The 22,817-nt window shown below is 67.0% G+C and carries 18 protein-coding genes; 3 read left to right on the top strand and 15 right to left on the bottom strand.

Annotated features, from left to right (window positions below; all coding sequences use genetic code 11):
* Window positions 1-384 precede the first annotated feature (384 nt).
* The 9 genes from AB4Z27_RS22310 to AB4Z27_RS22270 all read right to left on the bottom strand — a co-directional run bounded on the left by AB4Z27_RS22310 (window position 385) and on the right by AB4Z27_RS22270 (window position 10,598).
* Window positions 385-1,131 carry a hypothetical protein gene (locus AB4Z27_RS22310; RefSeq protein ID WP_092289323.1) on the bottom strand — a complete coding sequence of 249 codons (747 nt, stop codon included), beginning with the start codon at window positions 1,129-1,131 and terminating at the stop codon, window positions 385-387.
* Window positions 1,132-1,201: 70 nt separating this feature from the next.
* Window positions 1,202-2,029: a M55 family metallopeptidase gene (locus AB4Z27_RS22305; protein ID WP_092289325.1), complete on the bottom strand. Its 828-nt coding sequence runs from the start codon at window positions 2,027-2,029 to the stop codon at window positions 1,202-1,204.
* A 1-nt stretch (window position 2,030) separates the two neighbouring features.
* Window positions 2,031-3,059 (bottom strand): DmpA family aminopeptidase, encoded by a 1,029-nt coding sequence (locus AB4Z27_RS22300; RefSeq protein ID WP_441645281.1) that lies wholly within the window; start codon window positions 3,057-3,059, stop codon window positions 2,031-2,033.
* 7 nt (window positions 3,060-3,066) lie between these two features.
* The gene (gene gsiD / locus AB4Z27_RS22295; protein ID WP_092289329.1) at window positions 3,067-3,972 is read right to left on the bottom strand and encodes a glutathione ABC transporter permease GsiD; all 906 of its coding nucleotides are present in this window, start codon (window positions 3,970-3,972) and stop codon (window positions 3,067-3,069) included.
* A 9-nt stretch (window positions 3,973-3,981) separates the two neighbouring features.
* Complete coding sequence (gene gsiC / locus AB4Z27_RS22290) at window positions 3,982-4,902, bottom strand: glutathione ABC transporter permease GsiC (protein WP_092289330.1); 921 nt, start codon at window positions 4,900-4,902, stop codon at window positions 3,982-3,984.
* Between the two features lie 193 nt (window positions 4,903-5,095).
* A complete protein-coding gene (gene gsiB, locus AB4Z27_RS22285) occupies window positions 5,096-6,652 on the bottom strand; it encodes a glutathione ABC transporter substrate-binding protein GsiB (RefSeq protein WP_092289332.1) in 1,557 nt (518 codons plus the stop codon).
* A gap of 66 nt (window positions 6,653-6,718) precedes the next feature.
* Window positions 6,719-8,611, bottom strand: a complete 1,893-nt coding sequence (locus AB4Z27_RS22280; RefSeq protein WP_441645280.1) for a dipeptide ABC transporter ATP-binding protein — start codon at window positions 8,609-8,611, stop codon at window positions 6,719-6,721.
* An 89-nt stretch (window positions 8,612-8,700) separates the two neighbouring features.
* On the bottom strand, window positions 8,701-9,675 hold the full coding sequence (locus tag AB4Z27_RS22275) for an isoaspartyl peptidase/L-asparaginase family protein (RefSeq protein WP_092289336.1): 975 nt from the start codon (window positions 9,673-9,675) through the stop codon (window positions 8,701-8,703).
* Between the two features lie 8 nt (window positions 9,676-9,683).
* Complete coding sequence (locus AB4Z27_RS22270) at window positions 9,684-10,598, bottom strand: MurR/RpiR family transcriptional regulator (RefSeq protein WP_441593600.1); 915 nt, start codon at window positions 10,596-10,598, stop codon at window positions 9,684-9,686.
* A 279-nt stretch (window positions 10,599-10,877) separates the two neighbouring features.
* On the opposite strand from AB4Z27_RS22270, the gene AB4Z27_RS22265 reads away from it, so the two are divergent.
* A complete protein-coding gene (locus AB4Z27_RS22265; RefSeq protein ID WP_092289339.1) occupies window positions 10,878-12,812 on the top strand; it encodes an ATP-binding cassette domain-containing protein in 1,935 nt (644 codons plus the stop codon).
* A gap of 151 nt (window positions 12,813-12,963) precedes the next feature.
* Window positions 12,964-13,323 (top strand): Rap1a/Tai family immunity protein, encoded by a 360-nt coding sequence (locus AB4Z27_RS22260; protein ID WP_441645279.1) that lies wholly within the window; start codon window positions 12,964-12,966, stop codon window positions 13,321-13,323.
* A 511-nt stretch (window positions 13,324-13,834) separates the two neighbouring features.
* Here the strand turns inward: AB4Z27_RS22260 and AB4Z27_RS22255 are convergent.
* The 6 genes from AB4Z27_RS22255 to alr form a co-directional block, all read right to left on the bottom strand.
* Complete coding sequence (locus AB4Z27_RS22255; RefSeq protein WP_092289341.1) at window positions 13,835-14,320, bottom strand: disulfide bond formation protein B; 486 nt, start codon at window positions 14,318-14,320, stop codon at window positions 13,835-13,837.
* 129 nt (window positions 14,321-14,449) lie between these two features.
* Window positions 14,450-15,745, bottom strand: coding sequence for an oxalate/formate MFS antiporter (gene oxlT, locus AB4Z27_RS22250; RefSeq protein WP_441593598.1), 1,296 nt, complete (start codon window positions 15,743-15,745; stop codon window positions 14,450-14,452).
* A gap of 103 nt (window positions 15,746-15,848) precedes the next feature.
* Window positions 15,849-17,417: a gamma-glutamyltransferase family protein gene (locus tag AB4Z27_RS22245; protein WP_441645288.1), complete on the bottom strand. Its 1,569-nt coding sequence runs from the start codon at window positions 17,415-17,417 to the stop codon at window positions 15,849-15,851.
* Between the two features lie 215 nt (window positions 17,418-17,632).
* The gene (locus AB4Z27_RS22240) at window positions 17,633-18,412 is read right to left on the bottom strand and encodes a GntR family transcriptional regulator (protein ID WP_441645278.1); all 780 of its coding nucleotides are present in this window, start codon (window positions 18,410-18,412) and stop codon (window positions 17,633-17,635) included.
* A gap of 25 nt (window positions 18,413-18,437) precedes the next feature.
* A complete protein-coding gene (gene radA, locus AB4Z27_RS22235) occupies window positions 18,438-19,805 on the bottom strand; it encodes a DNA repair protein RadA (RefSeq protein ID WP_092289347.1) in 1,368 nt (455 codons plus the stop codon).
* A gap of 46 nt (window positions 19,806-19,851) precedes the next feature.
* Window positions 19,852-20,961 (bottom strand): alanine racemase, encoded by a 1,110-nt coding sequence (gene alr / locus AB4Z27_RS22230; protein ID WP_092289349.1) that lies wholly within the window; start codon window positions 20,959-20,961, stop codon window positions 19,852-19,854.
* A 485-nt stretch (window positions 20,962-21,446) separates the two neighbouring features.
* Between alr and lplT the strand changes: the two genes are divergently transcribed.
* A complete protein-coding gene (gene lplT, locus AB4Z27_RS22225) occupies window positions 21,447-22,766 on the top strand; it encodes a lysophospholipid transporter LplT (RefSeq protein ID WP_092289351.1) in 1,320 nt (439 codons plus the stop codon).
* Window positions 22,767-22,817 lie beyond the last annotated feature (51 nt).

Raw genomic sequence — 22,817 nt, 5'->3', positions numbered from 1 at the left:
CATGTGACGAACGCAGCGGYTATCGGGGCCGGAAGATAACAAAGGCGGGATCTGCCTCAAATAGCCGATCGGCTAAAAGCACCCGCGTCGTGGGCGGAGTGCAACGTTGCAATTTGAGGCGATTTCGTAATTTTTAAGGGAGAAGTAAGCAGGATTAAATTCAAGCCGCACCGCGCACAGCAATGCGTGAACACCCCACATCTCACGCCTGACGCCAGTTACATCACGACATGAGGTTAAGGATGATGTGCGGCGTGCCGTTATCTGTCGATGCGGGGGATTGCACCTTGTCGAAAGACGTCCGAGCGCCCACGCCGCCCCTCCCCCACCGACGAGGGAGGTACCCCCCTCAATCGTGGGATTTGCAGAGCCGCGCCTGCCCCCCTAGAACAACTCCCCCTCCCCACCCCCRCTCGGCCAGGCCGACCGGAAYGCRTGGGGATGCATAACGACCCCTGCCGCGTCCAGCTGGGCCGTGGATAGCACGAGGTGGCGCGCCAGCCAGTCGTGGAGGCTGCGCAGGAAGCGGATGTTGTCGAGGTTGTTCGAGGCGGCGATCAGGCGTTCCAGCTTCACGTGGGCCGTGTAGACGTCGAGCAGGTTCAGCATGCGGAGCTTGGCTGGCGTGGCGGCRCTGCGTTCGATGGCCAGCACGCGSGTCACYTGSGCGTTGGAGAGCGCCCCGCCCTGGGCGATCTGCTGGTAGAGGTCTTCCAGCGCCGGGAAGCGCACCGTGGGCTGTACGCGCGGCACGGCGGCCACCTTCTCCATGCGTAGCACCACGTAGCGCGTGGCGGCGTTGCGGCGGGCGAGTTCCTGCTCGGCGGCGGTGGCCTTGCGGCTGCGGCGCGGGGGCGGGATGTCGGTGAAATCGGGGAGGCGCGGCACGGCGTCGCGCTCGGTGTAGTCGGGCACCTGTTCAAGCCAGGCCGGCTCGGGCAGCGCGGCGCGGGCACAGTCGGCGCCGAAGGGGTATTCGTGGCCATCCGGCCCGCGCAGGATATAGGCGTGGCCCTCGGGAAAGCCGTGGTGGCGGCCGCCCTTGGCGCCGCGCGCGTGGCAGCGGGTGTTGGCGGGATCGACGAAATCCTTGCGAACGGGAATCCAGCCGCCGGGCGGGGCCTGCTTCATGGTGACGAGGGGTAAATCCGGGGAACGGGCGCTATTGTCGCACCGCCCGCCCCGCCGCCACCATTTATCGTTACTTCAGCATGAAGGCCATGGCCGAGCAGCAGTTCAGCATGCGCACGGCGGCCTGCACGGTGGGCGCCGTGAAGGCCAGCGTCACGCCGTCCACGCGCTCGAAGGTCGGCCACTGGCAGAACAGGTCGGCGTAGGCGGAGGACATGGTTTGCAGCCGGCAGTTGACCGGGCCGGCCAGTTCCAGGCAGCGGGCCTCGGGATGGGCGATGGCATTGCGCGTCACGGCCTCCGCCGCGTGGGCGATGGCATCGCGCGCGGCCGTCGGTGACAGCGTGGTGCCGCTGCCCTGCCCGCCCGCCGTCTTGGTCTGCACGTAGCGCACCCAGGGCATCAGCGGCTGGGTTTCGGCGATGAACACGTCGTCGCCGCTGGCCAGCAGCACGGGCACGTCGAACTCGCCGGCCAGTGCGGCATAGATGCCCGCCTCGCCCAGCTCCAGCCCGTTGAACCAGACCCGTGCGAAGGCGCTGCTGTTGATGGTGTGCGCCAGCACGCCCCGGCCCTGTGCGCGGCTGTGATAGCCGATCATGAACACGCCGTCGCAGTCGTGCTCCACGCCGGCCATCATGCTCAGGTAGCGCGGCTTGCCGAGCACCAGTTGCGCACGCGGGTCGATCTGGTCCGGCAGCAGGTTGCGGAAGCCGCCGTGCGAGTCGTTGACCAGCACCTCGGTGGCGCCGCCCGCGAAGGCGCCCTGCACCGCCGCGTTCGCCTCGGCCGTCATCCAGGCGCGGGCGCGCTCGTACTCGCCATTGCCGGCGCGCGTCTGCTCGGTGTGGAATACGCCCGCCACGCCTTCGATATCGGCGGAAATCAGAATCTTCATATCAGGTCTCGGAGAGATCCGGCAGCAGCTCGCGCAGCGCCGCGCGGTGGTGGCCGTCGCGGCCGGTCACTGGCTCGGCATGCCAGAGGGCGTGGACGATGGCCTGCTCCACGCTGTCGGCGGCGGCCCGGAACAGCGGGTCGAGCCGCGATTCGTGGACCATCGGCACGGCAGGCATCGGCACATCGGCCAGATGGGGCACGGTGTAGGCCGTGGAAAAGGCCAGCGCGATGTCGCCGGAGCCATGGCCGAAGACCGACCCGGTACGCGCGAGGCCGGTGCCGGCGCGCAGCGCCAGGCGCCGAAGCTGCCGGGCGTCGAGCGGCGCMTCGGTGGCCACGACCATGATGATCGAGCCCTTCTCCGTCTCGGTCTTGGCAGCCAGACGCTCGGCCAGCCTGGAACCCACGGCCTGGCCCGCATAGATCAGCGACTCGGCCGTGCCGAAGTTCGACAGCACCATCGCGCCGACGGTATACCCACCCGCCAGACGTGACGCCGTGCCGATGCCACCCTTCACCCCGAACGACGACATCCCGCGCCCGGCGCCCACGGCGCCCTCCTCCACCTCGGCCCCGGCAGTCGCCAGYGCCCCGGCGTAGTCGGCTTCCTGCACCGCCATCGCCTGGATATCGTTCAGGTAGCCGTCATTGCATTCGAAAACCAGCGGATTGACCGTGGGCCAGCCGCGCCCGATCTCGGGGTTCTCCGCAATCGCCGCGCGGATCTGCGCCTGCGCCACGGTCCCCACGCTGAACGTGTTGGTCAGCGCGATGGGCGTCTCCAGCACGCCCAGTTCCTCCACCTGCACCAGCCCGATGCTCTTGCCGAAGCCATTGAGCACCACAGCCGCCGCCGGCACCTTGTGGGTGTAGACGTTGCCGGCGTGCGGGCGGATCACGGTCACGCCGGTCTGGCAGGCGCCGTCCGCCAGCGTGCGATGGCCGACGCTCACGCCCGGCACATCGGTGATCGCGTTGCGGGAGCCGGCCGGCAGGTTGCCGACCACGGGGGGCGCGTTGGCGGTCATGCGGGCATCACCGGCGGTCGATCTTCGGATCGAGGGCGTCGCGCAGCCCGTCGCCGAGCAGGTTGAACGCCAGCACGGTCAGGAAGATGGCCAGGCTCGGGAAGATGGCCACGTGCGGCGCGGTGACCATGTCGGCGCGCGCCTCGTTGAGCATCGCGCCCCATTCCGGGGTGGGCGGCTGGGCGCCGAGGCCCAGGAACGACAGCCCGGCGGCCGTGATAATCGACGTGCCGATCCGCATCGAGAAATACACCACGATGGACGACACCGTACCCGGCAGGATGTGCCGCATCAGGATGGTCCAGTCGGACGCCCCGATACTCCTGGCCGCCTCCACATAGGTCAGCCCCTTGAGCATCAGCGTGTTGCCGCGCACCAGCCGCGCGAACGCCGGCACGCTGAACACGGCCACGGCGAAGATCACGTTGGTCATGCCATTGCCGAGGATGGCCACGATGCCGATCGCAAGCAGGATGCCCGGGAACGCGAACAGCACGTCCGACAGGCGCGTCACGATGCGGTCCCACCAGCCCTCGTAGTAGCCCGCCATCAGSCCCAGCACGGTGCCGATGATGGCGCCGATGATGACCGAGAAGAAGCCGGCCGCCAGCGAGATGCGCGTGCCGGCCAGGATGCGGCTGAAGATGTCGCGGCCGAGCGAGTCCACCCCCATCCAGTGGGCGGCGGACGGCCCGGCGTTCAGCGCGTCGTAGTCGAAGAAGTTCTCGGGGTCGTAGGGGACGATGTACGGCGCCARCACCGCAATCACCACCAGCATCAGCACGAAGGCGCCGGCCACCAGGGCCAGGTGCTGCTTGCGGAACTTGCGCCAGAACTCGGTCCAGGGCGTGCGGACGGCCTCCGGGGCGGTACTGGGGGATGCTGCCGCGGCGGGCGTGGAAAGCTCAGTCATGCCGGCCTCTTACTTGTAGCGGATGGTGGGATTGATCACGGTGTAGAGCATGTCCACCACCAGGTTGATCAGGATGAATTCGAGCGAGAACAGCAGCACCTCGGCCTGGATGACCGGGTAGTCGCGCATTTCCACGGCGTCCACCAGCAGGCGGCCCAGGCCGGGCCAGTTGAACACCTTCTCGACCAGGATGGAGCCGCCCAGCAGGAAGCCGAACTGCAGGCCCATCATCGTCACGACCGGGATCATCGCGTTGCGCAGCGTGTGCTTGATGACCACCACGGTCTCGCGCACGCCCTTGGCCCGGGCGGTACGCACGAAATCTTCCTGCAGCACCTCGATGAACGAGGCCCGCGTGAAGCGCGCCATCACGGCGGCCACGGCGGCGCCCAGCGTCAGCGAGGGCAGGATGTAGTGCTTCCAGCTATCGGCGCCAATCGACGGCAGCCAGCCCAGTTGCACCGAGAAGACCTCCATCAGCAGCATGCCGAGCGCGAAGGCCGGGAACGAGATGCCCGACACCGCCAGCGTCATGCCGAGCCGGTCCGGCCATTTGTTGCGCCACACCGCCGAGCCAATGCCGATGGCCATGCCGAAGATGACTGCCCAGACCATCGACGAGAGCGTCAGGTACAGCGTGGGCAGGAAGCGCTCGCCAATCTCCTCGGAGACCGGGCGCTTGGTGCGCAGCGAGGTGCCGAATTCCCCCTGCAGCGCGTTGGTGAAGAAGCGCACGAACTGCTCGGGCATCGGGCGATCCAGCCCCAGGTCCTTGCGCACCAGTTCGACGGTGGCCATGTCGGCTTCAGGGCCGGCGGCCAGCCGCGCCGGGTCACCGGGCAGCATGTGGACGAACAGGAACACCAGCACTGCCACGAGCAGCAGTGTCGGGATCACGCCCAGGAATCGTTTGAGGAAGTAATTCAGCATCTGGCTACCAGGAATTGAGACCGCGGGCCACCCGCCCATGCCCCCGCATCTCGGGCGGGCGGCCAACACGGCTTACTGCGTACGACTGTAAGGACGACTTACCGCGACTACAGCTACCACTTCGGCGGCGCTTGGTGGCGCCGTCTTTATATTTGCGCCCCTCCCCCGCAAGCGGGAGAGGGGCGCAAAACGCTTACTGCTTGATGTCGATCTCGTCGAAGTTGAACGAGCCGTCAGGCATCACGTAGGCGCCGCTCAGGCGCTTGGAACGCGCGAACAGCACCTTCTCCGTGATCAGGAACGCCCACGGGGCATCCTTCCAGATCCGTTCCTGGGCGTCCTTGTACAGCCTGGCCTTCTCGGCGCGGTCCGTCGTGCGCAGCGCGCCGGCGATGTCCGCATCGACCTGGTCGTTCTTGTAGTACGCCGTGTTCAGCAGCTTCGGCGGCATCGATTCCGAGGCCAGCAGCGGGCGCAGCGCCCAGTCCGACTCGCCCGTCGACGACGACCAGCCCACGTAGTACAGGCGCACGCCGGCGTCCTCAGGCTTCTGCACCGACTCCACGCGCTCCACGCGCTGGCCGGCTTCCAGGGCCTGCACCTGCGCCTTGATGCCCACCTGTTGCAGCTGCTGCTGCACGAACTGGATCACCTTCTGCGCCGTGGTGTGGTTGTAGGCCGACCACAGCGTGGTCTCGAAGCCGTTCGGGTAGCCGGCTTCCTTCAGCAGCTCGCGCGCCTTGGCCGGGTCATACGGCCACGGGCCCAGCTTCTCGGCGAAGTCCACGCCCGGCGGCACCACGCCCTGGGCCGGCACGGCGTAGCCGGCGAAGGCCACCTTGGCCAGCGCTTCCTTGTTGATGGCGTAGTTGATGGCCTGGCGCACCTTCGGGTCATTGAACGGCTTGACCTGGGTGTTGAACGACACATAGCGCTGGATGATCGACGGACCGTCGATCAGGTCCACCTTCGGGCTGGCCTTCAGCACGGCGGCCTGCTCGAACGGAATGCTGAACGCGAAGTCCGCCTCGCCCGTCTGCATCACGGCCGAGCGGGTGTTGTTGTCCACCACCGGCTTCCAGGTGATGGTGTCGATCTTYGGGTAGCCCGTCTTCCAGTAGCCGGCAAACTTCTTGCCCTTCAGGTAGTCGGTCTGCTTCCATTCGACGAACTCGAACGGRCCSGTGCCCACCGGGTGGAAGGCGATTTCCTTGCCGTACTTCTTCAGCGCGGTCGGGCTGATCATCACGGCCGACGGGTGGGCCAGCACGTTGATGAACGGCGAGAACTGCTCCTTCAGCGTGATCTTGACCGTGGCCGGGTCCACCACCTCGGTCTTGGCCACGCGGTTGAACAGCGTGTAGCGCTTGAGCTTGTTGGCCGGATCGGTCACGCGGTCCAGGTTGGCCTTGACGGCGGTGGCGTCGAAGGTGGTGCCGTCGTGGAACTTGATGCCCTTCTTGAGCTTGATCGTGTAGACCAGGCCGTCCTTGGTCACGTCGTAGCTGTCAGCCAGCACGTTGACCAGCTTCAGGTCCTTGTCGAAGCCGAACAGGCCCTGGTAGAACGACTTCACGGCTGCCTGCGACAGCGTGTCGTTGGCATCGTACGGATCGAGCGTGGTGAACGTCGAGTACACGGCCATCACGGCGTCCTTGGCCGCGAACGCCGGGCTGGCGCCCAGCATGCCAATCGCGCTCATCGCCACGGCGCCGGCGATCAGGCGCGGCGAAACCATACGGGTAGACATATTTCTCTTCTCCTGTTGGAAAAAATCAGTACTGCGTGATGACTAGACTCAAGACTTGATAAAGGCTCAATACGCGCCGCCAACCGGGTGCCGGGCCACGAAGTGCCCGTGCGCGCCGCTGCCGGCCACCGCCACCAGTGGCTGCACCACCGGCTCGTCGCCCACTGCACGGATCGGGCTGGGGATTTCATCAGAAAGCGGCTCGCGCTTCACATGGCGGCGCGCCGGATCGGCAATCGGCACCGCCGACATCAGCTTCTTCGTATACGGRTGCTGCGGATTCTCGAAAATCGCGCGGCGCGGGCCGATCTCGACGATCTGGCCCAGATACATCACGGCCACGCGATGGCTCACGCGCTCCACCACGGCCATATCGTGGGAGATGAACAGGAAGGCGACGCCCAGCTCGCGCTGGAGGTCGAGCATCAGGTTCACGATTTGTGCCTGAATCGACACATCGAGGGCGGACACCGATTCGTCGGCCACCACCACCTTGGGGTTCAGCGCCAGCGCCCGTGCAATACAGATGCGCTGGCGTTGGCCGCCCGAGAACTCGTGCGGATAGCGCGAGGCGTGGGCGGGCGTCAGGCCCACCTTTTCGAGCAGCCACGCCACGCGGGCTTCGGCTTCGCGGCCGCTGGCCACCTTGTGCACCAGCAGCGGCTCCATGATCGAGTAACCCACCGGCACGCGCGGATCGAGCGAGGCGAACGGGTCCTGGAAGATGAACTGGATATTGCGGCGCAGCGCCTGCAGCGCCGGGCCCTGCATCTGGCTGATGTTCTGGCCGGCGAACTCGATCGTGCCGCTCTGGGCATCCACCAGACGCAGCAGCGAGCGGCCCGTGGTGGACTTGCCGCAGCCCGATTCGCCCACCAGCGCCAGCGTCTCGCCCGGGTACAGGTCGAAGCTGACCTGCTCCACCGCATGCACGCGGCGCGTGACCCGGCCGAACAGGCCGCCCGGGACGTCGAAGCGGGTGACCAGATCGCGCACGCGCAGGATCGGCTCGGCGCCGGCGTGGACGGTGTCCTGCGGCACTTCGGCCTCGGGCGCGGCCACGTCGTTCACCTGCACCAGCGGGAACTTGGCCGGCAGATCCTTGCCGGACATCGCCCCGAGCTTCGGCACGGCGGAGAGCAGCGCGCGCGTGTACGGGTGRGCCGGCGCGTGGAAGACCTCGTCGGAGGTGCCYTCCTCGACCTTCTCGCCCCGATACATCACCAGCACGCGGTCGGCCACTTCGGCCACCACGCCCATGTCGTGGGTGATGAAGACCACGCCCATGTCCATCTCGGACTGGAGGTTGCGGATCAGTTGCAGGATTTCGGCCTGGATGGTCACGTCCAGCGCYGTGGTCGGCTCATCGGCAATCAGCAGCGCCGGCTTGCACGACAGCGCCATGGCAATCATCACGCGCTGGCGCATGCCGCCGGAGAGCTGGTGCGGATAGCGGTCCAGCACGCGGCGCGCCTCGGGAATGCGTACGAGTTCGAGCATGCGCAGCGCCTCGGCGCGCGCGGCAGCCTTGTTCTTGCCCTGATGCAGCCGGATCGATTCGGCGATCTGCTCGCCCACCGGGAATACCGGGTTCAGCGAGGTCATCGGCTCCTGGAAGATCATCGCCACGTCCGAGCCGCGCACGGAACGCAGGGCGGCGTCGGGCGCGCGAGCCAGGTCCAGCACCTCGCCGCCGCGCCGGCGCAGCAGCATGCTGCCGTTGGCGATCTTGCCGCCGCCATGCTCCACCAGCCGCATCAGCGCCAGCGACGTGACCGACTTGCCCGAGCCGGACTCGCCCACCACGGCCAGCGTCTCGCCGCGATCGACGTGGAAAGAGAGGTTGCGCACGGCCTCGACGGTCCGCTCCGAGGTGGCGAAGCGGACGGACAGGTTGTCCACCGCGACGACGCGTTCAGGGGGAAGTACGAGGTTTCGATGCGTAGAGGTGTTGGCCATGCGACTTGTCCGATGTGCTGCGATTGCTGCGTTCTACTGCGATTTGCTACGAAAGACTTCGAATTTGCGGGGCTGCGGGCTGACGACGATCAACCGTAGATCAGCACGCTGACAGGCTCGCCCACGCGCGCCACGCCGCGGTACATGCCCTCGGTGTTGAACGGCAGCGTGACGTTGCCCTGCCGATCCACGGCAATCAGGCCGCCCCGGCCCTGAATGGCGACCAGCTTCTCCATCACCACGCGGCGCGCCGATTCTTCCAGCGACAGCCCGGCGTAGCGCATCTGCGCGGACACATCGTGCGCGGCCACGGTGCGGATGAACATCTCGCCGGTGCCGGTGGCGGACACGGCCGCCACGTCATCGGCATAGCAGCCGGCGCCGAACACGGGCGTATCGCCCACGCGGCCCACCTGCTTGTTGGTCACGCCGCCGGTAGAGGTGGCGGCAGCCAGGTTGCCCTGGGCGTCGCAAGCCACCGCGCCCACCGTGCCGAACTTCTTGTCCGGATCGATCGGATCGGTGCCAGCTTGCGCCGCCTTCGCTGCCAGCGCCGCCGCGTCGTGGTCGAGCAAGGCCATGCCGGTGCTCGCCTGCGCGCGCTGCCACTGGTCGTGGCGGGCCTGCGTGAAGTAATAGTCGGGGGAGACGAGTTCGAGCCCCTGCGCCTCGGCAAACGCCTCGGCGCCGTCGGCGGCGAACAGCACGTGCTCGCTGTGCTCCAGCACGGCCCGCGCGGCCAGCACCGGGTTGCGCACGCGCGTCACGCAGGCCACGGCGCCAGCGTTGCGCGTGGCGCCGTCCATCACGGCGGCGTCCAGCTCGAACGTCCCGGCGTGGGTCAGCACGGCGCCCTTGCCGGCGTTGAACAGCGGGCAGTCCTCAAGCAGGCGCACCGCTTCGGTCACGGCGTCGAGCGCGCTGCCGCCCTCGGCCAGCACGCGTTGGCCGGCCAGCAGCACCTGCTCCAGCGCAGCGATGTATTCGCGTTCACGGTTGGCATCCATGGCGGCACGGGTAATCGTGCCGGCGCCGCCGTGGATGGCAATGACAGCCTGGGTCATGACAGCTTTCACTCAGTAGATTCGGAAGATTTCGAGGTGCCCCGCTCGCGCTGGCCCGCACCGGGTGCGTCGTAGAGCCAGGGGAGCAGGAATTCGGTCATCTCGGCCGCCGCCTTGACGGAGCGCGCCGAGCGATAGGCCACGGCACCGCACAGCGCTTCGATCAGCGCGAGCACCGTGGCATCGGAATTCGCGGAAAGACGATTGCCGGCGTTGGCATACAGCGCGATATCGGCCAGCGGTGCCAGCGGCGAGGTCGGGCCATCCGTCAGCGCCAGCAGCCTGCCGCGATGGGCCTTCACGCGCTTGGCCAGCACCATGCTGTCCGTCACATATCGGGGAAAGGCGATGGCGATGACCAGGTCTTGCGGCTGGAGCTTGAACAGTTGCCGCGCCGCGTGCGACGCGCCGCCCACCGTCGACACCGACGTCACCATGCGGCAGTGCATCTCCAGCCCGTGCTGGAGCAGGCCGGCCAGGAAGCCGCTCGCGCCGAAGCCCATCACATAGACGCGCTCGGCGGCGAGGATGGCATCGACGGCCCGCTCGCAGGCCTCGGCATCGAGCGCGCGGCGCGTGGCTTCGAGGTTGCGCGCGCCGTCGTCCAGCGCGGCGGCGAAGACCTCGGCCACCGTCGTCGGGCGGGCCAGTTCGTCGCGCAGGCGCTCCACCGGGGCCAGCGTGGCCTCGAAGCCGCGCACGAGTTCGGCGCGGAACTGCGGATAGCCTTCGAAGCCGAGCGCCCGGGCAAAGCGGTTGGCCGTGGCCACGGACACATCCACGGCCGTCGCGAATTCGTCGATGCGCATGGTCGCCGCGCGGAACAGGTTGTCCAGCACGTACTGCGCCATGCGCTGGTGCGCGGGCGTCAGCGTGGGCAGGCTGCGGGCGATGCGTTCGGAAATCGACTGGCCTTCGGGCATGTCTGGGGAAAGAACCGGTTCAGGGCGCCGCGCGCACCATCCCGGAAAGTCCTTTGATGAAAAGGCACTTTCCCGGTGCGGCGGTCTATGTAAATAAATTTACACGCAAACCCCGTACCAGGAGAACCTGGAAGTGACGAATTAGGGGAAATCCCTGAATACATGGATGCGGACATGGGGCCCGGGGCCGGCTGGCGCCCGCAAGACCGGCCACCGGGCGCGCTACAATGCCGGCCTGCCCGCCTCCGGGCGTGTTCTTCGCCTTATCTCCCAGTCCTCGTGATCCGAATCGACCAGCTAGTCCTCCAGCGCGGCACCAAGGTGCTGTTCGACCACACCAGCGTGACGCTCAACCCAGCCGAGCGCGTCGGCCTTGTCGGCGCCAACGGCAGCGGCAAGTCCACGCTGTTCGGCATGCTGCGGGGCGAGCTGCACCCGGATGGCGGCGATGTCTTCGTGCCCGCGCAGTGGCGTATCGCGCACGTGGCGCAGGAAACCCCGGCGGTTGACCGCTCCGCGGTGGACTATGTGATCGATGGCGACACCCGGCTGCGCGAGATCGAAGCGCGCATCGCCGCCGCCCAGGCCAGCGGCGACGGCAGCGCCGAGGGCGAGGCCCACGCCGCCTTCGCCGATGCCGACGGCTACACCGCGCCGGCCCGCGCCGAAGCGCTGCTGCTGGGCCTGGGCTTCACGTTGCCGCAGGTGACGCAGCCCGTGGCGTCGTTCTCGGGCGGCTGGCGCATGCGCCTGAACCTGGCCCAGGCGCTGATGTGCCCGTCCGACCTGCTGCTGCTCGACGAACCGACCAACCACCTGGATCTGGACGCCATCGTCTGGCTGGAGGACTGGCTGGCGCGCTACCCGGGCACGCTGGTGATGATTTCCCACGATCGCGAGTTCCTCGACGCGATCTGCAACGTCACGGTCCATATCGAGAACCAGCAGTTGCGCCGTTAYGGCGGCAATTACACCCAGTTCGAGACCCTGCGGCTCCAGCAGATGGCGCTGCAGTCGTCAGCCTACGCGCGCCAGCAGAAAGAAATCGCGCATCTGGAATCGTTCATCAACCGCTTCAAGGCTAAGGCGACCAAAGCGCGCCAGGCGCAGAGCCGCGTCAAGGCGCTCGAGAAGATGGAGCGGCTGGCGCCGGTGCACGTGGCGGCCGGTTTTGCCTTCGAGTTCCGCGAGCCCGATTCGGCGCCGAACCCGATGATGGTGCTCGAGGGGGTGGATTGCGGGTACGCCGAGGCCGAGCCGCCCGTGACCATCCTGCACAACCTGGCGATGTCGATCCAGAACGGCCAGCGCATCGGCCTGCTTGGCGCCAACGGTCAAGGCAAGTCCACGCTGGTCAAGACGCTGGCCGGCACGCAGGCGCCGATGAACGGCACGCTGCGGCTGGGCAAGGGGCTGGTGATCGGCTATTTCGCCCAGCATCAGCTCGAAACCCTGCGCGACCACGATTCCCCGCTCCAGCATCTGGCGCGGCTGGCGCCGGACGTGCGCGAGCAGGAGCTGCGCGACTTCCTGGGCAGCTTCAACTTCCGGGGCGACATGGCGACCGCGCCGATCGAACCGTTCTCGGGTGGCGAAAAGGCCCGGCTGGCGCTGTCGCTGATCGTCTGGCAGAAGCCCAACTTCCTGCTGCTGGACGAGCCGACCAACCACCTGGACCTCGACACCCGCGAGGCCCTGACCATGGCGCTGGCCCAGTTCGAAGGCACCCTGATCCTGGTCTCCCACGACCGGCACCTGCTGCGCGCCACCTCGGACCAGTTCATGCTGGTGGCGGACGGCACCATCCGTCCATTCGATGGCGACCTGGACGACTACCGTGACTGGCTGCTCCAGCAAGCCGCCGCCAAGCGCAACGCCGCCACGGCCGCGCACGCCTCCGAAGCCGCGGCGGACGCCGGCGCCAACGTCAACCGCAAGGACCAGCGCCGCGCCGACGCCGACGAGCGCCAGCGTCTCTCCGTCCTGCGCAAGCCGCTGACCAAGGAACTCGAAAAAGTCGAAAAGCGCATGGCCGCGCTCCACACCGACAAAACCGCCATCGACGCCTTCATGGCCGACGAGACCAGCTACGCCGAAACCAACAAGGCCAGGCTGATGGAAATGCTGAAGCGCCAGGGCGAAGTCACCAGCGAACTGGAACAGCTGGAGGAGCGCTGGCTGGAACTGCAGGAACAGATCGAACAGATCGCGTGACGACTCGGAAATTGGCGAATCGAAGTGCCGTTTGACCGGCGTCAGCCGCGCTCATCGCCAATTGCCACACGCTTCCTCCTCCGCTTCTCATCGATTTGGGCGGCGGCTGCTCGATCCCACTTCGGGAGCGAGCACTGATGGAAGGAGAATCATGCGAACAATTGCTTTGATCGTAGGCCTGTCCTTTTCTGCCAGCGCATGTCTGGCRGCGGGCCCAGTCCCGCGCATGACCGGCGAAGAGCTGGTAGAGCGCTTTAACAAGAGTGCAGCCGCGCCCTGGACAGAGCGCAATAATGAGTTTCTCTCAGGCTACCTTGCCGGCGTGGCGGACGCTTCGGTCGGCAAAGACTGSTGCGACACCACCAGGGTCAAGACCATTGAAATCGACTCGGATGTTCTTGAACAGCTCCGGGGTCTGCGCCCCGAAAATCGGAGAACGAACGCCGCGCCTCTCGTTGTCAGCGCGCTTAAGAAGAAGTTCCCTTGCCCTCCAACGAGGAACGCAAGATGAGACCTTTGTTCTCGATTTTGAAGAGTCACTATCCAAGCGCAGAGACGGTTCCAAGGCACGCGCTCTACTCTGAGCTCGGCTGGGAAGATCTGATTTCAAAGCCCGAGTATGTAAATACTTGTGCCGTCAGAGTGAGTCTGGCGCTCATCAGGTGTGGCGTTTCCCTTCGAGGCAGATTTGCCATCAAAAAAGGCAAATACAAAGGGAAACTCATCGAACCCGGGCAAGCCACTCGCGAAAATGCTAGCGGAGCCCGGGTACCTCGGCTCCCCAGAGAAATTTGCCCGCGCTGACGCGGTCCAATCTATAGGAAGCCGGCGCGGGATTATCGCGTTTKGGAGTATTCCGGGCTATATGAACGACCGGGGTGGGCATATCGACCTCGTGGTCAGCGCACCACAGATATGCGGATCGGGTTGTTTCTGGAATGCATCAACAAKATGGTTCTGGCCTCTGCCGTAACCTTCTCAGCAATGGCAACGGGCTGGCACCCGCCAGCCCTTCCCCAATCTCACCGGTAATTCTTCTCCCGCCGGATCAGCCCCACCGCCAGCGTCACCGTCAGAATCACCAGCCAGATCAGTGACCATGCCGGGATCGAGATGCCGAACAGGGGGGGCAGCGGCGCGGTGCACAGGCCGTCCGAGAAGAACACCTGGGGCAGCAGGCGCGCGGTGGGCAGTGCGTTGACCCAGTTTTCCAGCGGATCGATGCCGCACGAGGACTTCGGGTTCAGCAGCAGGGAGACGTGATACCCCGCCACCGCGATCCCGGCCACGCCGGACAGCATGCCCAGCCCCTGCCACAGCGTGCGCGTGTTCTGGGCCAGCGCGGCCAGCAGGGAAAACAGGCCGATGCCGACGAAGGCGAAGCGCTGCATGATGCAGAGCGGACACGGCTGGTAGCCCTCCACGAACTGGAAGTAGAGCGCGGCGCCGAGCATCGCGAACGAGAGCACGGCGATCAGCAGGAAGTAGGCACGGGAATTGGCTTGCATGGGGGTCCGGGACGGAAGAGGCGTCGAGCCGAATTATTACCCATTTTCCGTCCGCCGTTGCCAGCGGCCCCTTGATATCCCGCCATTGCGCTGTCAATCCGCAGCGGCGGATTGACGCAGCGCCCGCGGTCAGGCTGCCGCGGCTGCCGAAGTGCCCGCCAGATAGCGCCGGCGCCACGGCTTGAGCACCGCGATGGCCAGCGCCGCCGTGACGATGTCCAGCGTGATGGCCACGCCGAACACCGGCATCCAGCTCCCCATGCGCTCATGCATCAGCGCCGCCAGCGGGCCGCCGAAAATCGAGCCGATCCCCTGCGAGATATAGAGCCAGCCGTAGTTGGTGGTGGCGAATTTGGTGCCGAAGGTATCGGTCAGCGTGGACGGGAACAGCGAGAAGATCTCGCCCCAGCCCAGGAACACCACGCCCGAGAGCAGCACGAACAGCACCGCGTTCTCGCGCGTGAGCAGCCACAGCGTCATCGCCACGGCCTCCAGCGCGAAGGCGAAGCACATCGTATTTTCACGACCCCAGCGGTCGGAAATCCAGCCGAACATCGGTCGCGTCAGCCCGTTGGTGAGCCGGTCGATGGTCAGCGCCAGCGGTAGCGCGGCCATGCCGAAGACCACCGCGTTGGACACCCCGAAGTCCTTGGCGAAGGCGGCCATCTGCGAGGTGACCATCAGCCCTGACGTGGACATCATCGTCATCATCAGGAACAGCAGCCAGAACAGCGGCATCTTGAGCATCTGACGGGTCGGCACGTCCACCACGTTGGACGGCGTGTACGACGCGCGCACCGGCAGCCGCTCGCCCGGCGCCGGGGCGCGCAGCCCCTGCGAAGCCAGGAAGCCGATCACCGCGAAAATCAGGCCGAACTGCCACAGCGTGGTCTCCAGCCCCTTGCCGGCCAGGGCCGAAGCAATCGGGAAGGTGGTGACGATGGCGCCCATGCCGTAGCCGGCCGCGACCATGCCGACGGCAAACCCGCGCCGGTCCGGGAACCAGCGCACCATCTGCCCCACCACGCCGATATAGACGATGCCCGTGCCCAGGCCGCCGACCACGCCATAGGTCAGGTACAGCATGCCCACGCTCTGGGCCGAGGCGGCCAGCACCCACGACAGCCCGGCCATCACCGTGCCGGCCGCGATCAGCCGGCGTGGCCCGAAGCGCTCGATCAGCGCGCCCTGGAACGGCGARAAGAACGTCTGCAGCACGATCAGCAGCGAGAAGGTGACCTGCAACTCCGAGAGCGGCACCCCCAGCTTGGCCGCCAGCGGCTTGGTAAACAGGGTCCAGACATACTGCGGACTGGAAATCGCCATCATGCAGACGAGACCCAGCAACAGTTGCAGCCAGCGCGTGCGCGCCAGCGGCATGGCCTGCGGCACGCCGAGGGCCGCGTTATCAGCAACGGTACGCATTTGCACCACTCCTTGAGACAGGAACTTCGAGGAAGACACGCGGCCACGCATTCGTCATGGCGGGCTCGCGCAGGTTGGAACTCAGTAAATTGCGACCCCCGCCCTACCAGGCCGCCACGCCGCCATCGCTACGCGGATCGCTGCCGCCCTGGTAGAGGCCATCGGCCTGCAGCACGATGGCGCCGGCGTGGCCCATGGTTTCGTCGTATGGCCCCAGCACCTCCACGTCATGACCCAGGCGGTGCAGCGCCTGCTGCGTGGCATCGGGAAAGCGCGATTCGAGCTTGAGGGTGTCGCTGGTCTGGCCCCAGGTGCGGCCGAGCAGCCAGCGCGGTGCGTCGATGGCGGCCTGCGGGTTCATGCCGAAATGGACGATCCGCGAGAACACCGCGCTCTGCGACTGCGGCTGGCCGTCGCCGCCCATGTTTCCGTAGACCAGCGTGCGGCCGTCGTTCAGGCGCGCCATGGCCGGATTCAGCGTGTGGAATGGCTTGCGCCCCGGCATCAGCGGGTTGCGCGCAGTCGGATCGAGCGAAAAGCTGCAGCCCCGGTTCTGCCAGTTCACGCCGGTGCCCGGTAGCACGATGCCGCTGCCGAACTCGTGATAAATGCTCTGGATAAAGCTCACCGCCACGCCGCTACCATCGATCACGCCCATCCAGACCGTGTCCGCCGGCCCCATGCCCTGCCCCCACGGCAGCACCGCGTCCGGGCGGATGCGCGCGGCGGCGGCATCGAGCCACGGCGGCGCCAGCAGGTCCTGTGGATCGATCTCCATATAGGCGGGATCGGTGATATGCCGGTCGCGCACGTGGAACGCCTGCTTGGTGGCCTCCACGCAGGCATGGACGAAGTCCGGGCCGAGCGGGTCCATGCCGGGCGCCAGCAGGCGGTCCAGCTGACCGAGGATCAGCAGCGACACCAGCCCCTGCGTGGGCGGCGGCATGTTGTAGACCGTGCCGCGTGAATGGGCCAGCGCCAGGGGCGCTTTCCAAGTGGCGCGGTGCGCGCGCAGGTCGGCCARCGTCAGCGGACTGCCCGCGTTGCCGAGTTCGCGGGCCAGCATCTGTGCCAGATCGCCCTGATAGAAGTCATCGAGCCCGGCCTGCGCCAGTTGCTCCAGCGTGGCGCCCAGACGCGGATGGCGGAAGCGCGTGCCCGCCGCCGGAGCGCGTCCGTCGATCAGAAATGTCTCAGCGAAGCCCGGCACATCGGCCAGTTCTGCGGCCTTGGCGGCCACGCAGGCCGACTGGCTCTGCGTGACCGGCACGCCCACGCGGGCATAGTCGATGGCATCGGCCAGCAGCCGCGAGAGCGGCAGGCGCCCGCCCAGCGCGTCGTGCGACCACGCCAGCGCCGCMTGCCAGCCGGACACCGTGCCGGCGACGGTGTTCGCCGCCATGCCGCCGCGCGTGGGAATGGCCTGGAAGCCGGCCTCCCGATAGCGCGCGATGGTGGCATCGCCGGCCGCTGCGCCGCAGGCGTCCAGGGCGCGCGGCGCCTCGCCGGGGCGGGAGATCAGCCAGAAGCTGTCGCCGCCGATGCTATTCATATGGGGATAGACCACGGCGATGGTGGCGGCGGCGGCGACCATCGCCTCGACGGCGTTGCCGCCCTCGCGCAGCACGGCCAGCGCACTCTGCGACGCCAGCGCGTGCGGCGCCACGGCCATGCCCCGGCTACCCCGGATCGGATTGAGATGAAATGCCACGCTCCGCGACTCCTGCGATTTATGTATACATAAATTTCCTGTGCAGAAGGATCGCAATAGGCGTGCCACCACGTGCGCCCGGGCACGCTCGCCTAATAAGAAACGTCTCAAGCCCGCGTCAGCACGGGGCTGGCGGGTGGATGSTCACGTGGAAAGCGGAATGGGAAAGGCGGGAGTCAGCCGAAGCGCCTGCGCCGGACGGGTGCGTTCGGGGTCTGGGCCGGCGCSGGGCGCACAAGGCTGGTGCGGGCTTGCTCGAGCCGCTCGGTGGTCAGCCGGCTGACCTCGGCACGGCCATCTTCGATATGGGTGGAGAGCAGCGCCACGGCGCGGGCGCCATCGGCGGCTTCCAGGGCGTCGAGAATGGCCGAATGTTCGTCGTACGTCAGCGAAATCCGCGTGCCGAAGGCGAAGTCGAGCCGGCGGATGATGCGGATGCGGTCCGTCACCTGCTGGTGGACCGCCGCCGACTCGGGATTGCCGGCCGCATCGACGATGGCAAGGTGGAAGGCCTCGTCCAGTTGCGCCACGGCGTTGCCATCGGCCAGCCGCCSGGCGACGGGCACGCGCCAGATCGCGCCAAGCTGCCGCACCAGCGCCGCGAGGGCCGCCTGATGCGGGGCCTCGGGCCGGCACAGCCGCGTTAYCGCGTGGGTCTCCAGCAGGGTGCGCAACTCGTAGAGCGCTTCGAAGCGGGCCAGATCCAGCGGCACCACTTCCCAGCCGTTGCGGTAGTAGCCGCGCACCAGCCCATCGCCCTGCAGGCGGTGCAGCGCCTCGCGCACGGGCGTGCGGGAGATGCCCAGCCGCTCCGCCACATCGTTCTCGGTGAACCGATCGCCGGGCAGGAGGCGGAAGGCGAAGATGTCGTCGCGCAGCGCCTGATAGGCGGCCTGGGAGCGCTTGGCCTTGGCCAGGCTGGCGCTGCCATCGAGGGTGTCTGCTGCGTCTGCCATGCTCGTTCCCCCCGGCCTTGGCCCGTCAGTCCAGGTGCCGCACGCGGTCGATGGCTTGTTCGAGGCGATCCACGGGAATCACCTCGATACCCTCGATCTTCTGCTTCGGCGCGTTGGCCTTCGGGATCACCGCCATCGTGAAGCCGAGCTTGGCGGCTTCCTTGAGCCGCTCCTGCCCGCGCGGGCTCGGGCGGATCTCGCCAGCCAGCCCCACTTCGCCGAACACGACCAGCCCGCGCGGCAGCGGCTTGTTGCGCATCGACGAATGGATCGACAGCAGCACCGCCAGATCGGCGGCCGGCTCGGTGATCTTGACTCCGCCCACGGCGTTCAGGAACACGTCCTGATCGAAGCAGGCAATGCCCGCGTGCCGGTGCAGCACGGCCAGCAGCATCGCCAGCCGGTTCTGCTCCAGCCCCACCGCCAGCCGGCGCGGATTGGGCACGTTGGCGGTATCGACCAGCGCCTGCACCTCTACCAGCAGCGGCCGGGTGCCCTCCTGCGTGACCAGCACGCACGAGCCCGCCACCGATTCCTCGTGCTGCGAGAGGAACAGCGCCGAAGGATTGCTGATGCCGCGCAGGCCGCGCTCGGTCATCGCAAAAACACCCAGTTCGTTGACCGCACCGAAGCGGTTCTTGAAGGCGCGGATCAGCCGGTGCGACGAATGGGTGTCCCCTTCGAAGTACAGCACCGTATCGACGATGTGCTCCAGCACGCGCGGCCCGGCCAGGCTGCCCTCCTTGGTCACATGGCCGACCAGGATGATGGTGATGCCGGTGCTTTTGGCGATGCGCGTCAGTTGCGCCGCGCACTCGCGCACCTGCGCCACCGAGCCGGGCGCCGAGGTCAGCGCCTCCGAATACAGGGTCTGGATCGAGTCGATCACGGCCACTTCGGGCTGCTCGGCCTCCAGCGTGGCCTGGATTTTCTCGAGCTGGATCTCGGGCAGCAGGCCCAGTGCGGGGGCATCCACGCCCAGCCGTTGGGCACGCAGGGCGATCTGGGCGCCGGACTCCTCGCCGCTCACATAGAGCACGCGCCGCTGGCCGGCCAGGTTGGCCAGCGTCTGGAGCAGCAGCGTGGACTTGCCGATGCCGGGGTCGCCGCCAATCAGCACCACGCCGCCCGAGACCAGCCCGCCGCCGAGCACGCGGTCGAACTCATCGATGCCGGTGGTGAAGCGCGGCACGTCAGCCGCGTCGATCTCGGACAGCTTGCGCACCACGGCCGAGTTGGCCAGCGGCTGGAAGCGCCGGGCGGCGCTGGACCCGGAATCCGCCACGGATTCCACGAGCGTGTTCCAGGCGTTGCACTGCGGGCACTGCCCGGCCCAGCGCGGCGTGGTGCCGCCGCACTCGGTGCAGGAATAGACAGTCTTGGTCTTGGCCAAACGGCGTCCTTGTTCTGGGAGAGGGTYAGCGGCGGTCAGGCGCGGGTCAGGCCGGGGCGTCGGCCGTGGTCAGCGTGGCCACCGTGCAGGGTACGCGCATCGCCAGCGCGCACATCAGCTCATAGCCGACGGTGCCGCTGGCCGCCGCCACCTCGTCGATCGGCAGGCCCTGGCCCCAGAGCGTGACCGATGTGCCGACACGGGCCTTCGGGCAGGGCGTGAGATCCACGCAGACCATGTCCATCGAGACCCGGCCGACCAGCGTGGTGCGCGTGCCATCRACCAGCACCGGCGCGGGGCGGTCGCCCCAGCCGGCCGCGTGGCGCGGGTAGCCATCGGCATAGCCGCAGGCCACGATGCCGATGCGCATCGCGCGGTCGGCCGTGAACATCGACCCATAGCCGACCGTATCGCCCGGCTGCAGGTCCTGGACGGCGATCAGTTCGCTGTGCAGCGACATGGCCGGCTGCAGGCCGGTATCAGCGATATCCGCCGCCACGCCCGTGGGCGACGCGCCGTACAGGATCACCCCCGGCCGCACCCAGGCGCGGTGCGCCTGCGGGTGCCAGAGCACGGCGGCCGAGTTGGACAGGCTGGCTTCGCCCGGCAAATTGGCCGTGGTGGTGTCGAAGGCCTCGATCTGGTGCGCGATGCCCCGCGCGCTGTCGGCATCCGAGAAATGCGTCATGTGCACGATACTGCCCACACAGGAGAGTCCGCGCGCACGTTCCCAGGCGGTCCGATAGGCCTCCGGCCGGAAGCCGAGCCGGTTCATGCCGGTGTTGAGCTTGAGCTGGATCGCCAGCGGCCCCCGGGGCCGGGCCACCTCGAGCATGCGCAGTTGTTCCTCGCAATGAATGGCTGTCGTGAGGCGATATTGTTCCAACAGGGGAACATCCTGCGGTTGGAAGAATCCCTCTAGCAAGAGGATCGGCCCCTGCCACCCGAGTTCGCGGAGCAGCACGGCCTCGTTGAGGTCGAGGAGCCCGAAGCCGTCGGTGCCGCGCATGCCCGCAAAGGCGCGCCGGATACCGTGGCCGTAGGCGTTGGCCTTGACCACCGCCCAGATGTGGGATTGGGGCGCGTAGCGGCGCACCACGTCCAGGTTGTTGGCCAGCGCGGGCTGGTGGATGACTGCGTGTATGGGTCTTGGCATGGTCTGGCTAAGGGTGCAGGTTGCGTCCCGGCATGCACCGGATCAGGGAAGACCCGGACGGCAACCCGCTGCAATCGGGCGTTGATGTTGCATACACTGTGCCGGCACCGCCACGCGCATGACGCGAAAGTGCGCTGGAATACGGAGCGGCCGGCACATGCGGGGCAACATCGCGCAGGCGATATTTGAACACAACCGGCGCCCACCTCAGGGAATCCGGAAGGCGGGTTCCTGTCAAAACGCGGGTCCGCCGGAGTGCTGAAATGTCGTGGTTTCGTGATATAAAGCCGGACGCTCCGGCCATGTTTTAAAAGAGAAGCAATATGTCAATGACGGTCAGGCAAGCCGAAAGGCGCGCGAAAGTTGCGCAACCGCCCCACTTTGACAAGGCCGTCGCGCCAGGTTCCCTACAAGCCGCGATGTTGCCGGTCGGCGTGCCCCTGCCCGCCGCGCCGGGCGTCCGCGATGGAGACAAAGTCGAAGGTATGAAGAAGGGTTTCTACACGATCATGGCCGCGCAGTTCTTTTCGTCGCTGGCCGACAATGCGCTGCTCATCGCCGCCATCGCCCTTCTCACCGAATTGCATTCCCCGCAGTGGATGACCCCGCTGCTGAAGCTGTTCTTCGTGCTGTCCTATGTGGTGCTGGCGGCCTTCGTGGGGGCCTTCGCGGACTCCATGCCCAAGGGCAAGGTCATGCTGATCACCAACGCCATCAAGATCGTCGGCTGCGCGATCATGATGTTCGGGCTGCACCCGCTGCTGGCGTACGGCGTGGTGGGCTTCGGCGCCGCCGCGTACTCGCCGGCCAAGTACGGCATCCTGACCGAGCTGCTGCCGCCCGAGAAGCTGGTGATGGCCAACGGCTGGATCGAGGGGCTCACGGTGAGTTCGATCATCCTCGGCACCGTGGTGGGCGGCGCGCTGATCTCGGTCCATATCTCGGACATCCTGCTCCGCTTCGACATCCCCTACGTGGACACCGGCATCAACACCCCGGCCGAGGCGGCCATGGTGGTGATCATGTTCTTCTACGTCGTGGCGTCGGTGTTCAACGTGTTTATCCCGGAGACCGGCGCGCGCTACCCGCAACAGGAAAAGAACCCGGTGAAGCTGATTGCCGAGTTCGGCGACTGCTTCATCGCGCTGTGGCGCGACAAGCTGGGCCAGATCTCGCTGGCCGTGACCACGCTGTTCTGGGGCGTGGGCGCCACCTTGCAGTTCATCGTGCTCAAGTGGGCGGAGAAGTCGCTGGGGCTGAACCTGTCCCAGGGCGCCCTGCTCCAGGCCGTGGTGGCGGTGGGCGTGGCGGTCGGCGCGATCATGGCCGCCGCCCGGATCCCGCTGCGCCGCTCGCTGTCGGTGCTGCCGTTCGGCGTGGCGATGGGGATCACCGTCATGATCATGGCCTTCTACACCAAGGACGCCATGCCGGCCGTGATGCTGAACGTGCTGGGTTATCCCATGCCGCTCTACATGGCCATCGCCTATGTGTTCCTGATGATCGTCGGAGCCATGTCGGGCTACTTCGTGGTGCCGATGAACGCCCTGCTCCAGCATCGCGGGCACGTGCTGCTGTCCGCCGGGCACTCGATCGCCGTCCAGAACTTCAACGAAAATGTTTCAGTTCTGCTGATGCTGTGCCTCTACGCGCTGCTCATCAAGCTGAATGTGCCGATCGGCTTCGTGATCGTGGCGCTGGGCCTGTTCATCTCGGCCACCATGCTGCTGGTCATGCGCCTGCACAAGCACAACATCAAGATGCACAACTCGCTGGCGATGATCGGCGAGGACAAGCACCACTGACCCGCGCGCGGGCAGCGAAACAGGAAACGCCCCGCCCGRCCTGCGCCGGCG

It is taken from the genome of Cupriavidus sp. KB_39 (genome assembly GCF_052114485.1).
Taxonomy (GTDB): Bacteria; Pseudomonadota; Gammaproteobacteria; order Burkholderiales; family Burkholderiaceae; genus Cupriavidus.
Note: the sequence above shows the minus strand (reverse complement) of the source record. Positions and strands in the feature narration are given on the sequence as shown.